Origin of the sequence: Polaribacter sp. IC066, assembly GCF_007997085.1 — a bacterium.
Classification (GTDB): Bacteria; Bacteroidota; Bacteroidia; order Flavobacteriales; family Flavobacteriaceae; genus Polaribacter.
This window is the reverse complement of the sequence record NZ_VORR01000073.1, coordinates 1-13,836: the sequence shown is the minus strand read 5'-3', so window position 1 is coordinate 13,836 and position 13,836 is coordinate 1. Positions and strand designations below refer to the sequence as shown.

Here is a 13,836-nt window from a genome sequence, read left to right as displayed (position 1 = left end):
AAACAGGATTAACCTTACTTGAAAGAGATAAGACAAATAAATTATCCATAAAAAGAAAAAAACTAAAAGCTAGCTACAACCTAAATTACAGAGAATCGCTAATGAAAGTTTAAAGGCGATTGCCCTGTTAGTTAAGGTGGAGTTATGGTGTAGTGTTTTATCTTCTTTTGTTTGATTTAGTCAAGTAAAAGAAGACAAATATAAAATTAAATGGTTTTTATATTCAATTCATAACGACTGCTTTTTAAAGTACCTGTTTTTGTTAAAGCTCCTTTTTCTACCATATCATTTAAATCTCTTGTAGCAGTAGAAGCAGATGTTTTCGCAATTTTGGTATATTTTTCTGCACTTAATCCACCTATAAAACCAGTATATCCAGCTTCAAAGAATCTTAACAACACTTTATATTGTCGTTCGTTTAATTGAGTTTTATATCGCTCAAAAAACTTTACTTTTTCTACAATAAAATCTACACGTTTTAAAGTGTTTTCTTGAGCATTTAATATAGTTTCGCTAAAGTATTGTAACCAGTTTGTAATTTCTAAAGTTGTATTGTTGGTTTCAAGTGATGTGTAATACATTTTTCTATTACCTTCTATCGTATGCGATAATAAACTTAATGTAGGTTGTTTAGAACTGATGGCAATAGATTTTTCAGCTAATGCTCTCGCAATTCTTCCATTTCCATCTTCAAAAGGGTGAATACAAACAAAATATAAATGCGTAATGCTAGCTTTTGCAAGTGGTAATAAACTTGTGTTATTAGCATTATGAACTTGATTGAACCATAAAATAAATTGTTCCATTTCAATAGGTACCTTGTCCGATGGAGGAGCTTCAAAATGAACAGTGGGTCTATCAAGTCTTTCAGAAACAACTTGCATTGGATCTGTGTGTGTTCTATAGCCACCAATATTTGCTAAATCTCTTCTACCATTGGTTAACAATTTATGCCAATTAAACAGTAGATTATGACTTAATGGTTGATTGAAGTTATGATACAAATCAACCATCATTTCAGAAATGCCAAGTTCTGCAGGTGCTATCTTTCTTTTGTCCGTAGCAAAACCAAGATTTTTTTTAATGGAAGATTGCACACTTTCTCTATTCAAAATTTCTCCTTCAATTTCTGAAGTTTTTATAGCTTCTTCACTAAGTATTTCTACTAATAAGTCATCTTTAGAAACTCCTTCTATATGTTTTATAGCACCTAATACAAGTCCTGAGTTTTTAGAAAATTGCATTTCTAATTGTTCAAGAGTCTCTTTGTTATAAGTAAAATTAGGCCATTCTTTGTGTAGCCAATTCCAATTTTTATATACCATGAGCTATAAATATGATTTTTATAGCTCAAATATAATAATAATTTGGGCTATAATTTTTGTTTTTATCGCCCAAATTTTATTTTAAATTATTAGGTATTAAAATACAAGTCAGAAAAAAGTAATATATTTTTAGCTGTGATTTAGTATCTATAGCGACTTTTTTCTTTTAAAGTATCTCTATTAATATCTTCTAAAAGGCCTATTGTTTTTTCAATAAAAGGGTCATACCAATCAGCTTTTTCTTTAGCCCAATCTATCCATTCTTTTTCCTTAGTATTTAAATTGTTTGATTTGATAGTAAAATCTTCAAATTCTTGAATATAATTCCTAATATATTGAGATTTATGCCATCTAGTTGCTGTAAGGAAAAGAGATTCAAATTTAGATAGTTCTTCATCTTTTAACCTTTGTAATTCTTCTGCTTTCTTGCGTTTTTCTTCTTGTTGTTTATTCCAAATAGCTCTTTCAATAGCTTGTTGTTCATCATTTTTAACTTTTAATTCTAACCAAGAAATAATATCTATTAGTTTTTCCTCAATTGGTTTTGTTTTACTATCAGACCATTCTTTAATGGGATATGAATGATCTAATTTAAGGCATAAATTACCTGTAGGCTCTAGGTCAAATGAATCCCAACTATATGTTGTTTCTTTTTTTACTCGTTTATGTTTTTCAATTAGCCTAATATTGTAATGTTGTTCTCTAATTGTAATTTTTGTTTCAAGATTTGCTGTAATCTGATAATCATTTTTTTCAAGTAGAAAGATTAAAGTATTCATGAATTTTAAGGCTCTAGCAAAAAGTTTATCAGATACATCAATACTTATTACATCTAAAGTATCTATTTTCATACTCCAATTATTTTTTTTATTTCTTATTCTAAGCTTATCGTGATAAACTTTTGTAGCAGTTATGCATTTGTGAGGCTTATTTAATTTTTTAGGTACTTCAAGTTTATTTCCAAAGCTATTTTGAATTTTCTCTTTTATGAGTTTTAATTCGGTAGTAGGAGTATAGCTCTTTTTAACTAATGATATCGTAGGGTTTTCGCTTTGTGTGGGAAGTTTTGTTTTTTGAACTTTTTTATTAAATTTTAGTTTTGACCAATAGCCTAATTTAGGCAATGGTATAGTATGTTTTATACAAATTTTACGAATCGCTGTGTCTGAAAAGCCATATTCTTTTGCAATATGAGTAACTGGTTTTGTCCAAACTAAATTATATAATTCTATTCTTGTTAATGATTTGTTTTCCATTGGGTTTAGCATTAATTTTTAAAGTAATTTTTCCCAATTTAATAATTTTTATTCTCTATAAATTATTTTTAGTTTTTTTGAATTGGGAATACTAATAATTTGTGAAGTTTTAATTTTATATCTTTTTACATATAATTTAAGTTAAATATGTCTTTTTATATGCATTAGGATGTAAAAGTTTCTTTTTGATTAAATTTATATTTTATTACATATACTGAAGAGTTTATCTGAATTTGTTAAAGAGCGCAGAAAATTGGCTAATTTAACCCAAGTGGAGTTTGCAGATATAGCAGGAGTAGCGCTAACTGTTGTACGTAAAATAGATTAGGAGAAAACCAATTTAAACCTAGATAAAGTAAATCAAGTTTTAAGTATGTTTGGTCATACATTAATGCCTCTTAGAGAAGAAAGAATAGAAGATAATGAGGTAAGATAATAGGTCTTTTTGTTTACTCTCTTTTTAAAATTGATGTGATGAGAAGTAATTCATCCATAATAACTTTAAAAATAATAAAATTATTAAAAAATTTTTGAGCCGTTTAAATTAATTTTTTAAATATTCAAACTCTCGGTTGTGTTTAGACTTTCCATTTTTGTCTATAATTGTACCTTTATAGTATTCTATAAAAAGGCTATGCTTACCTGTGTTTAGTTTTTTCTTTTTTAAAGTAATTTTCATAGAAGGTGTATTTAATTACACCTCTATTGAAAATTCTATTTTGAGGTGGATTAATGAGTCCATTAACCTCCTGTAAAAGTAAAGTAAAAGAAAATTAAAACAAAGATAATATTTGTAAAATGCTGAATTTAAGAACTTTGGTTTCTTTTAGCTTCCTTTGTTTTCCTTTATTACTTCCCAATACAGAAATTACTAAAAATATGCCCTAAAATATCTTTATCAACATCATAATCTCCTGTAATAGCGCCTAAATAACGCAAGCATTCGCGAATATCAATCGAAAATAAGTCCGTAGATATTTCTAAATCGATGCCTTGTTTTACAGATGTAATTGCATATAAAGCATTGTTTAATGCTTCAAAATGACGCGAATTGGTAACAATCGTTTCATTATTACTTAAAGCACCAATATTTACAAGAGACGTTAATTCGCTTTTAAGCGATTCAATACCTGTTTTATTTTTTGCTGATAAAGTAATTAAATTTTCAATTTCTAATTGTAGCGTAGCAATTTCATCAACCGAAAGTAAATCAATTTTATTAGCAACAACTAATAAGCGTTTATTAGGAAAACGATTTTTAATAATCTCTATTTCTTCTTTTCTTTTTTCTTTTCGCGCTATCCTTGGGTCTATTAAAAAAATAATCAATTGCGCATTATCGGCTTTTTCATAGGCTTTTTTAATACCGATACTCTCTATAATATCTTTTGTTTCTCTAATTCCGGCAGTATCAATAAAACGAAAAGCAACACCATCAATAATGATTTCATCCTCTATCGCGTCTCTAGTAGTACCTGCAATTTCAGAAACTATGGCTTTTTCTTCATTTAACAGCGCATTTAATAAAGTAGATTTCCCTACATTAGGCTCACCGATAATCGCAACGGGTATTCCGTTTTTCATCGCATTTCCAAAAGAAAAAGAATCTATCAATCGTTTTAAAACAAAAGTTATTTGAGCTACTAATTCTTTAAATTTTGTTCTGTCTGCAAACTCTACATCTTCACCAGAAAAATCGAGTTCAAGTTCTATTAACGCTGCAAAATCTAATAATTGAGCACGTAACTCTTTTAGTTCATTGGTAATGCCGCCACGCATTTGTTGTATGGCCATTTGATGACTCGCAGCAGAATTAGACGCAATTACATCGGCCACGGCTTCTGCCTGACTTAAATCCATTTTACCATTTAAAAAAGCACGCATGGTAAACTCGCCATTATCTGCCATTCTACAACCATTTCTTAAAAATAATTGAATTATTTCTTGCTGAATAAAACTTGATCCATGGCAAGAAATTTCTACTACATTTTCTCCCGTATAGGAACGCGGATTTTTAAATACAGAAGTTAAAACTTCATCTATAATAATTCCGTTATCAACAATATGCCCTAAATGAATGGTATGTGTTTGCTGTTTTTTTAATGATTTTTCTTTTTTTACAGACTTAAAAAAAGCATCAACAATAGCAATAGCATTGTCGCCTGAAAGCCGTATAACAGAAATTGCGCCAACTCCAGAAGGAGTCGCTAACGCAATAATAGTATCGTTTTGAATCATTTTACAAAAATACATAAAGATTTATCAGAAAGTAAATGCCAACAAAAATTTGTTGGGCATTTATGAACTGTATTAAAACCTTTAAAATATATTTTAACAGGCTTCTTTTTTAATATTTAGACTATTATTAGCTGCAAATTCTAATGTTCTCATAGGGAATGGTATGTTAATTCCTTCGGCATCAAAAACTTTTTTTATTTCTATAATAGCTTTACTTTTTGCTTTTAATTTTTCTAATGCATTTTCAGAGTCAATCCAAAACCTGCACAAAAAATTAATTGAACTATCTCCGAATTCGGTGTAATAGAACTCAACATCCTTTTCAATTTTTTTCTGATTAAAGTTTTCGGTAATTGTATCTTTTGTTAATTTTTCTACTTTCTCTAAATCAACACCATATTCAACACCGCATTCAATAGCAACTCTCATTTTTGTGGTTAAAGAATAATTTTTAAACGGACTCTCTAAAATCGTTTTATTAGGAATTACAACCATATTATTGTCTGCTTCTTTAATTACAAAATAATTTAAATTAATATCTATTACTTCCCCAGAATATCCCGTTGATTCTACCCAATTGCCAATATTTAAGTTTTTTCTAAAAGATAAAACGATACCAGAAATTGTGTTAGAAAGTGTTCCTTGCAGTGCTAAACCAATAACAATACCAGATACTCCTGCCGCAGATATAATTGTTTTTAAAGTTCCGTCGAACTTCATAACGGTCATTGCAATATATAAACCTGCCAAAAATATAGTGGCAGATGAAAATCTAGAAACTAAATCTCTAACTGATTTTTGTCTAATTCTACTTCCAATTGTTTTATTTACAAAAGAACTAATACCTCTGGATGCAAAATATGAAATAGCTAGAACTACCATTGCAATGGCGAGGTTCGGAATATTTTGTAAAAACACATCTTTCCACAATTCTAACTTTTCTATAATCTTATTCATATTTTACTTTATTAGTTTTATTGTTAATTATTATTATTCTTTTCTCTTGGTAGTATCCGATTAAAAATAGCGGTAATTTGGATGTCTTTAAAACGTTAGCTTGTTTTTTAAAAATTTATTTTAGACTTAAAAAGTCACTCTTTTTGTTTACAGCTTTAAATTAGTTCTCACAAACAAGGCTACGTTTTAAAAGCAATGCAATCTTGTTTTGTTTCTCAAACAATTATTTTTATTGGTATTATTTAACAAAACTGGTATTCAGTTCATCTTTCGTGTCTTTAGACCATGCATTTAGCATCCAAGTAGATTTTTCTAATCCTCTAATGTACGCCCCAATCAAATCGATTGTTCCCTCATCAGATGCTTTGGTCGCTCTATCAATTACTTTGCTTAATTGCTCTAATATTATTTTATGATCTCCAATTATTTTTTTTACCATTTCTTCATCAGATAGTAACGGACTTGATTCTTTTATTTTTGATACCTCGATGTAATCAGATAATTTACTAATAGGATGGTATTTTAATGTAATAATTCTCTCGGCTACTTCATCAATTTTAACCCGCGTATCGTTGTACATTTCCTCGAATTTATTATGTAAATCGAAAAAGTTTTTTCCTAAAACATTCCAATGAAAATTCCTTAATTTTTGATAGTACACATGGTAATCTGCTAGTAAAACATTTAATTCGGTTACTACGGGTAATATTTTTTGATTTTCTATGTTTAAATAATCCATCTTTAAAGGTTTAAGTTCGTAATTTATTTACCACAAAACTAACGTTAAAGTCATGTTTATATTGGCTCATACAATCGAAATATTAACTCATATAACGAAACGGAATTTTTAATATTCTTCACAGATAAACCTCTTATTTTAGAAATTCATTTGTACGCATTACCCATTAAAATGTAATTTTGTTTAAGTATCATTGTAACAAATTAAATTTGTGGGCGTCACATAAGCAGTCAACCCAATAAACCAATTTATAGATGAAAGAAGATAAACAGTTATTAGTACTAACGCATTTAAGTCAATTATTAGATTTTGTAACGGGTATTGGCGGCTTTATTGTGCCGTTAATTTTATGGCTTACCAAAAAAGACGATATTGTAGGAATGGATTTGCACGGAAAAGCCATTATAAATTTCAGAATATCGATGTTTGTGTACATTCTAATTTGTATTCCGTTAATATTATTGCTCGGTTTAGGGGTTATAGGTTTAATTGCAATTGCAATTTTCTATTTAATTTTCCCGATTATAAATGCTATTAAAGCCAGTAATAATGAAGCACCAAAATACCCGTTTTCGATAAAATTTATTCGCTAAAAAACGCCTTTACTTGCTAGTTTTAGTGTTTTGAGTAGTTTTATATCGTATCTAGAGAAGTTGGGCGTTACCAAGTAAAAAAACTTGGTCAGGCTTTACGCTGCAATCTTTTAAAGTCTGTTTAAGGTTCTCGCAAAAAAGCGTTTCCCTTAAACAGACTTTAAAAGGATTTCCACTTCAATCCTTAACGCGGGCTTTTGTATAAAAAGTTAAATAGCTTGATTTATAAAATCTTCGTAATCCTCAAAAAAAAGTTCAAACTGAGCCATTTTATCTACGTAAAATTCAAAGCAATCTCGCCAAGTACTTTTATTATGAATGCTAAACTTCCCTTTAAAAGGTACATAAATTCTTCTAATGATTTTACCAGAATCTAATTCGTAATTTTCATTAAAAATAACGTCTGGCAAATACGCTGTTTCGAGTATGTTTTTTAACGAAAGTAATTGATCAAATAATAATTCGTTGCCAATATCTTCTGGGTGTTCAAAATCTAAACAAACCATTGCTTTTTTGGTATCGCCAACAAATTTAAAGGCAAAACCTTTTATTTTTGTATTGTACAGCAGCCACTTTCTAGGAAAAGACTTCCCAAAACTCGTCCAAAATAGTTTACGTAAGTGTGCAGCTTCTTCTTTAGAGAACATTTATTAAATTATTTTCTGGTTTGTAGTAAGAGAATTTTTATTTTTTGCCAACAGCCAACAGCCAACAGCCAACAGCCAACAGCCAACAGCCAACAGCCAACAGCCAACAGCCAAAAACTATTTTCTATCCGTGAATTTTCGCCAAATTGCCGCGTTCTTTCATCATTTCTGCCTCAAAAGCTAGTAATGCATTCCATTTTTTATCAACAATTTTTCTGTCTTGATATTCTCTAGCAAACTTTAAAAAAGCAGTGTAATGGTTGGCTTCAGAAATCATTAGGTTCTTATAAAATTTAGCCAACTCTTCATCTTCCATATTTTCAGAAAACACTTTAAAACGTTCGCAACTTCTTGCTTCTATTAAAGCAGCAACCAATAAACGTTGCACCAAAGCATCGGTTCTATCTCCTGTTTTAACAAAGAATTTTTGCAATTTTATAGCATAATCGTTCTTTTGCTCACGGCCTAAAACCATTCCGCGTTTTACCATTAATAAATGCACCATTTTAAAATGTTGCATTTCTTCAATAGCTATATTGCTCATTTCTTTAACAAGTTCAGTTTCTTCAGAATAATTAATAATAATAGAAACTGCGTTAGAGGCTGCTTTTTGCTCTAAAAAAGCATGATCTGTAAGTATTTGCTGTAAATTAACTTTGGCTATTTCTGCCCAAGAAGTAGTGGTTTCAAATTGTAATCCTAACATTGGTATGGTTTAGAGTGCAAAAGTAAAACATATTCCTATTTTTTTGTCAAAAGACGTACTTACTTTACCGAATTAAATGATTTTTTTTGGTTATTAGCATTTTCAATACTTTAAACTGAAAATTAGTACGTGTTTAAGCTTACTTTTTTTGTTCATTTACTAGGTGTCAAACTTAAAGTTTAAAGTTTCTAAACTATTTTTAGAACCTACAAGCGTCATAATATCTCCCAAACGCAAACGCGTATACCCATGAGAAACTAATAATTGTCCTTTTCTTCTTACCGATAAAACCAATACATCAGAGGGTAAACGTAAATCTCGTAAACGCATTCCGTGAATATCTTCATTTCTAATTTCTATATCCATAGAATCTTGATCTTGATCCATACCAAGTAATAGCGAAGTGGCATTAGGAGAGCGCACAAAATGATCTAATAAACTAACCATGGCAGTTGCTGGTTCTATGATTAAGGCTCCTAGTTTATGAAATTTATCAAAATTTTCTCGTTTATTTAAGCGCACAACTACATTTTTAGTGCCGATGTTCTCATAAATTAATTCTGCTAATTGGTAATTTTTTTCATCACTTAACATTAATACAATGCCTTCTGTTTTTTCTAATTGTAGCGATTGCATACTCTTTAAAGAAATATCGTCTAAATGAATATATTCAAAATTTGTTTCCTTATTAAAATCAGTATCATCAAACCCAATTAATCGAGTTTCCCAATTTTGCTTTTCTAATTGATTTGCCAAAGCAATAGACTGACTTTCTACACCAAAAATTACGGCATCTCTGGTGCCATCAAACTGCTGCAAACTAGCTTTAGTATGACTTTCTTTTACAAAATTTAAAGCCCATTTAAACAATGGCGGCCCTACTAATTGATTAATAACAATAATAGCAATTACAATCGCTTCAAATTCATGTCCCCAACTAGGAAACTCGTTCGAAATAATGGTTGCTAAACCAAGGGCAACTCCGGCTTGGGTTAAATAAGGCATCCAAGCAATAAAACGATATTCTTTTTTATCATTAGCGGCATAAACGCCAAATAAACCTCCAAAAAACATGGTGAATAATCGTAAAAAAAAGAGCGCAAAGGCAATTCCAAATACACTATATAAAACTTGTAGGGATAAAGAAGCGCCCGTTAACGTAAAGAAAATAATATAAATAAAAGGACTAATTTCTTCTAACAATTCAGAAAACTCAACTCTGTGTTTGCTATAATTAGTAAGCACAAAACTACCAATAATACAAATTAAAAGTGGTTCTATAACAAATTCATGATGCAAGTAAATAGCCGTTTCTAGCTTCACAAAGTAGGCGAACATATATACACCGTAACCAATAATAACAATTAAAAAAGCTTTTAAACTATGCGGAATTTTATAATTAAAAGGGAGTTGTAATAATTTACCAAGAAGGTATCCAATTACAAAAGAGGCAATTAACTCTAAAAATAAGATTCCTAAAAATAAAAACCCAATTTCATCGTCATTAATAAATGCTTTAGAAATTGAGAAACAAATAGCAAAAAGGATAATCACCAAAACGTCTTTTACAACGGTAACACCCATAACGGTTTTTGTAAAAGGCCCATTTGCGCGCATTTCATTAATTACGGCAATGGCAGATGATGGCGAGCGTGCAACAAAAATGGTTCCGAATAAAATAGCGATGGCTATTTTTGTTTTGTTGGGCAAGTTTGCCATAAAAGGAATTGAATCTGCAACAAAATAAATGACGAGAGAAGAAACAATAAAAGTTATAAGTAACTGACCAATGGTCATCCATTTAATACTTTTTATTCTGCTTCTTAAATCATTTAAGTAGAGTTCAGATCCTGCAGAAAATGCTATAATTGCAAGCGCAATTTCATTTAAAAAATGAAGTTCGTCGAGCGCATTAATCGGAATAAAGTTTAAAACCGAAGAGCCAGCAATAATACCTGTAATAATTAAACCTGTAATTAATGGAAATTTTATTTTTTGAAAAACTTTAGCAATTTGATTTGCTGCAATTGCAACAATTACGAATCCGACTAAAAAAATTAGTATCGATTTTATTGGCATTAAAGATTGTTTTGGTAAAGCTAAAGATATACATTAAACCGCATTATGCAAATTAAACTGCTTTTAAAAACAGACAAGTAAATTTTTTAAAAATAAGTTTAGTGTAAAATTCTTTTAAAATAAATCTATGAACAGCGGTAATTTTAAGAAGTTTTGTCAAATACAAGATATTAGAATTATCCATGCAACAACAGGAATTTTAAAATCTATTTTATCGGTAATTGCTTCATGTTTATAAGTTTAAACGTATAAAGCGCTTTTAACCAGAATACTTCTATGTTTTTAAAAACTGGCAGATATAATGAGTTTTACGTTCTTATAGCTTTGAATTTTTGATTCCGTATCATCAATCCTTTTTTTTAGAAAAAAGAATACACTTTGCCACAGCAGTAAGGAAAACAAATTTTAGAAGGGAAAAAAACTATAGATTTAATTTTTAGGATGCTTAAACATTCTTAAATTTACTCGCTCAAAAGATTTAAAAAATAAATGGTAGAATTAGCAGGGATTATTATTTTAGGAATATTAGCACAATGGGTTGCTTGGAAATTGAAAATACCAGCAATTTTACCTCTTATTTTAATCGGTTTACTAGTAGGACCCATTGCAGCTGCTTATTTAAGTGAAGATGGTTCTAAATGGATAGAGCCAATTTGGAATGGTGAAAAAGGTTTGTTTCCTGGAGATAGTTTGTATTATTTTGTTTCTTTGGCCATCAGTATTATTCTTTTTGAAGGTGGTTTAACATTAAAACGAAATGAAATTAAAAATGTTGGTCCTGTAATTACAAAACTAATTACGTTGGGCTCTGCCATCACATTTTTTGGTTCTGGTATTGTAGCGCATTATACTTTTGGTTTAGGTTGGGATCTTTGTTTTCTCTTTGCAGGTTTAATTATTGTTACAGGGCCTACGGTAATCACACCAATTTTAAGAAATATTCCGTTAAAAAGAGATGTTTCTACAGTTCTAAAATGGGAAGGAATTTTAATTGATCCGATAGGAGCGCTGGTTGCAGTATTAGTTTTTGAGTTTATTAGCGTAGGCGGCGGCGGCGGCTTTACCAAAATAGCGTTAATTGAGTTTGGTAAAATTTTGCTATTCGGTACTACTTTTGGCTTTACATTTGCGCATGCATTGGCATATGCTGTAAATAAAAAATTAATACCTCACTATTTATTAAATGTAGTTTCTTTATCAACTGTTTTACTGGTTTTTGTAGCATCAGATGTTTTTGCTCATGAGTCTGGTCTTTTAGCGGTGGTAGTAATGGGAATGGTTTTAGGAAACGGAAAATTAAAAAACCTAAAAGAATTGCTTTATTTTAAAGAATCTTTAAGTGTCTTATTAATCTCAATTTTATTTATTTTATTGGCGGCAAACATCAATATGAAAGATTTAATGCTTTTATATACTTGGCAAACAGCCATTTTGTTTTCTATTGTTGTTTTTGTAATAAGACCATTAGCGGTTTTTGCAAGTACAATGAATTCTAAATTAAAACTAAACGAAAAATTATTTATCAGTTGGGTAGGACCAAGAGGAATTGTAGCTGCCGGAATTGCGTCTTTATTTGGAAGTAAACTATTAAAAGAAGGAGTAGAAGGAGCAGAATATATTACACCTTTGGTTTTTATGATTGTTTTAGGAACTGTTTTATTAAATGCAACCACCGCAAGATTATTTGCAAAAATGGTAGGGGTGTTCTTAAAGAGTTCAGATGCAATTTTAATTGTAGGTGCCTCAAGTCCGGCGAGATTAATTGCGGGATATTTAAGAGATAAAGGCAAACGAACTGTATTAATTGACTCTAATAAATATTTTATTGAACAAGCTTTAGAAGAAGGATTAGAGGCGATTACGGTGAATATCTATGATGATAACTTGTCTGATAATATTGAGTTAAATGATGTGGGTTATTTAATAGCCATTACGGGTAGTGATGCCGTAAACAACCATGCAATTGCAAGTTTTTCTAAAGATTTTGGTGAGCACGGCGCGTATAAAATAGCCTCTTCTATAGAATCTGAAAATGCAAGCAAAGAGCAAAGAAAAGGGTTTTTTACACCAAAAGATGATTTTATCAATTTAAGCGAGGCTTTTAGAGAAAACCCTAATATCAATGAAATCTCTATTACATCTGAAGAAGAATTTACAAGAATAGTTTCTATATTGGTAGAAGAAGAAAAGTCAATTCCGTTATTTATAGAAAAAGATAAGGGTATTTATTTAATTGCAGAGTTTGAGAAGCTAGCATTAGAAAAGAAAGATTTGGTTTTATCGTATTTAGGTAAAGATATGGAGCTTCAAGAAAAGTAATTTTTTTCTACTTTTTTAGCTTCTGTTATAATAGAAGAGGGATATTTATAGAGCTCTAAAATTTTTAAAGCATTTCTAGTTTTTAGACTTCCTTTTTTAAGTTTATGATCAAAAAAGAGCTCATGATCTTCTATTTGTTCGCTAAAATGAAATAATTCGTAGTGATCTTGTCGTAATAATTCTGTAAGTTCAATATCATGCGTAGAAACCAAAACAGTGTGTTGTGTTTTGTTTAAATAAGACAATATAGCTTTTCCGCCAGAAATTCTTTCAATAGTATTTGTACCTTTAAATAGTTCATCTAAAATAAATAAGCAAGGGTTGTCATCGTTAGAAGCATCGATAAGTTCTTTTATATTTAAAACTTCTTGTAAATAATAACTTGTATGGTCTAGTAAGTCATCGGTAATTCTAATAGAAGAATACACCTTGTAAAAAGGGGCATTATAAGCGCTCGCAAAACAAAAATTAAATGCTTGTGCCAAAATACTGTTCACGGCAATAGTTCTTATAAAAGTGCTTTTTCCAGACATATTAGATCCTGTTAATAGCATACTTTTATCAAGTAACTGTATGGTATTAGAAATGCAATTTTCTATTAACGGGTGATGAATGTTTTGGGCATTTATTTCATGATGGTCATTAAAGGTTGGTGTACATATTTTTAGATTTCCAAATTTTAAAGAAGCGGTAGAGATGGCAACATCAATGTTACCAATAAAAATAAATAAATCCTCTATGCTCTTTTTTTCTTTTGTAATGGCATCTAAAAAGCTATAAAACACTAAATATTCTAAATTGAATAGTATTTTAAAAAGTTCTACAAAAAGCCAAATAGCAAATGCCCACTCAGGGCAGAATCATACTTTTATATTTAATATTTTGAGCAAATAGTCTTCATTCCATCCAGCTTCAAGCCTTTTACTTTTTACAGATAGTTTTTTAGAGTTTTCATTTTTCAGTAAGTTTAAAGCAAT

The 13,836-nt window shown here is 29.9% G+C and carries 12 protein-coding genes; 2 read left to right on the top strand and 10 right to left on the bottom strand.

What is annotated here, in order from left to right:
• Window positions 1–206: 206 nt before the first annotated feature.
• From ES044_RS16995 to ES044_RS16965, 6 genes are all read right to left on the bottom strand, one after another.
• Entirely contained in the window at window positions 207–1,325 is a 1,119-nt protein-coding gene (locus ES044_RS16995) for a Fic family protein (RefSeq protein ID WP_147187431.1), read from the bottom strand.
• 140 nt (window positions 1,326–1,465) lie between these two features.
• Window positions 1,466–2,581, bottom strand: a complete 1,116-nt coding sequence (locus tag ES044_RS16990) for a hypothetical protein (RefSeq protein WP_147187430.1) — start codon at window positions 2,579–2,581, stop codon at window positions 1,466–1,468.
• A 544-nt stretch (window positions 2,582–3,125) separates the two neighbouring features.
• The gene (locus tag ES044_RS16980) at window positions 3,126–3,260 is read right to left on the bottom strand and encodes a hypothetical protein (RefSeq protein WP_189663333.1); all 135 of its coding nucleotides are present in this window, start codon (window positions 3,258–3,260) and stop codon (window positions 3,126–3,128) included.
• A 170-nt stretch (window positions 3,261–3,430) separates the two neighbouring features.
• Entirely contained in the window at window positions 3,431–4,819 is a 1,389-nt protein-coding gene (gene mnmE / locus ES044_RS16975) for a tRNA uridine-5-carboxymethylaminomethyl(34) synthesis GTPase MnmE (RefSeq protein WP_147120476.1), read from the bottom strand.
• Window positions 4,820–4,912: 93 nt separating this feature from the next.
• A complete protein-coding gene (locus ES044_RS16970; RefSeq protein WP_147120475.1) occupies window positions 4,913–5,776 on the bottom strand; it encodes a mechanosensitive ion channel family protein in 864 nt (287 codons plus the stop codon).
• Window positions 5,777–6,014: 238 nt separating this feature from the next.
• A complete protein-coding gene (locus ES044_RS16965) occupies window positions 6,015–6,515 on the bottom strand; it encodes a Dps family protein (protein ID WP_147120474.1) in 501 nt (166 codons plus the stop codon).
• A gap of 254 nt (window positions 6,516–6,769) precedes the next feature.
• On the opposite strand from ES044_RS16965, the gene ES044_RS16960 reads away from it, so the two are divergent.
• Entirely contained in the window at window positions 6,770–7,108 is a 339-nt protein-coding gene (locus tag ES044_RS16960) for a DUF4870 domain-containing protein (RefSeq protein WP_147120473.1), read from the top strand.
• Between the two features lie 209 nt (window positions 7,109–7,317).
• Here ES044_RS16960 and ES044_RS16955 read toward each other — a convergent pair whose 3' ends face one another.
• From ES044_RS16955 to ES044_RS16945, 3 genes are all read right to left on the bottom strand, one after another.
• Window positions 7,318–7,755: a DUF4268 domain-containing protein gene (locus ES044_RS16955; protein WP_147120472.1), complete on the bottom strand. Its 438-nt coding sequence runs from the start codon at window positions 7,753–7,755 to the stop codon at window positions 7,318–7,320.
• A 124-nt stretch (window positions 7,756–7,879) separates the two neighbouring features.
• Complete coding sequence (locus ES044_RS16950; protein WP_147120471.1) at window positions 7,880–8,461, bottom strand: tRNA-(ms[2]io[6]A)-hydroxylase; 582 nt, start codon at window positions 8,459–8,461, stop codon at window positions 7,880–7,882.
• Between the two features lie 159 nt (window positions 8,462–8,620).
• Complete coding sequence (locus tag ES044_RS16945; protein ID WP_147120470.1) at window positions 8,621–10,540, bottom strand: cation:proton antiporter; 1,920 nt, start codon at window positions 10,538–10,540, stop codon at window positions 8,621–8,623.
• Window positions 10,541–11,029: 489 nt separating this feature from the next.
• On the opposite strand from ES044_RS16945, the gene ES044_RS16940 reads away from it, so the two are divergent.
• Window positions 11,030–12,859 (top strand): cation:proton antiporter, encoded by a 1,830-nt coding sequence (locus ES044_RS16940; protein WP_147120469.1) that lies wholly within the window; start codon window positions 11,030–11,032, stop codon window positions 12,857–12,859.
• On the opposite strand, the gene ES044_RS16935 is transcribed toward ES044_RS16940, so the two are convergent.
• Entirely contained in the window at window positions 12,847–13,644 is a 798-nt protein-coding gene (locus tag ES044_RS16935) for a MutS-related protein (protein WP_223269259.1), read from the bottom strand. The two genes, ES044_RS16940 and ES044_RS16935, sit on opposite strands and share 13 nt — an antisense overlap.
• Window positions 13,645–13,836: the final 192 nt, after the last annotated feature.

Bases quoted from the DNA above. Each gene is read 5' to 3' on its own strand.
- ES044_RS16995 (WP_147187431.1), bottom strand. From the start codon at position 1,325: ATGGTATATAAAAATTGGAATTGGCTACACAAAGAATGGCCTAATTTT.
- ES044_RS16990 (WP_147187430.1), bottom strand. From the start codon at position 2,581: ATGGAAAACAAATCATTAACAAGAATAGAATTATATAATTTAGTTTGG.
- ES044_RS16980 (WP_189663333.1), bottom strand. From the start codon at position 3,260: ATGAAAATTACTTTAAAAAAGAAAAAACTAAACACAGGTAAGCATAGC.
- mnmE (WP_147120476.1), bottom strand. From the start codon at position 4,819: ATGATTCAAAACGATACTATTATTGCGTTAGCGACTCCTTCTGGAGTT.
- ES044_RS16970 (WP_147120475.1), bottom strand. From the start codon at position 5,776: ATGAATAAGATTATAGAAAAGTTAGAATTGTGGAAAGATGTGTTTTTA.
- ES044_RS16965 (WP_147120474.1), bottom strand. From the start codon at position 6,515: ATGGATTATTTAAACATAGAAAATCAAAAAATATTACCCGTAGTAACC.
- ES044_RS16960 (WP_147120473.1), top strand. From the start codon at position 6,770: ATGAAAGAAGATAAACAGTTATTAGTACTAACGCATTTAAGTCAATTA.
- ES044_RS16955 (WP_147120472.1), bottom strand. From the start codon at position 7,755: ATGTTCTCTAAAGAAGAAGCTGCACACTTACGTAAACTATTTTGGACG.
- ES044_RS16950 (WP_147120471.1), bottom strand. From the start codon at position 8,461: ATGTTAGGATTACAATTTGAAACCACTACTTCTTGGGCAGAAATAGCC.
- ES044_RS16945 (WP_147120470.1), bottom strand. From the start codon at position 10,540: ATGCCAATAAAATCGATACTAATTTTTTTAGTCGGATTCGTAATTGTT.
- ES044_RS16940 (WP_147120469.1), top strand. From the start codon at position 11,030: ATGGTAGAATTAGCAGGGATTATTATTTTAGGAATATTAGCACAATGG.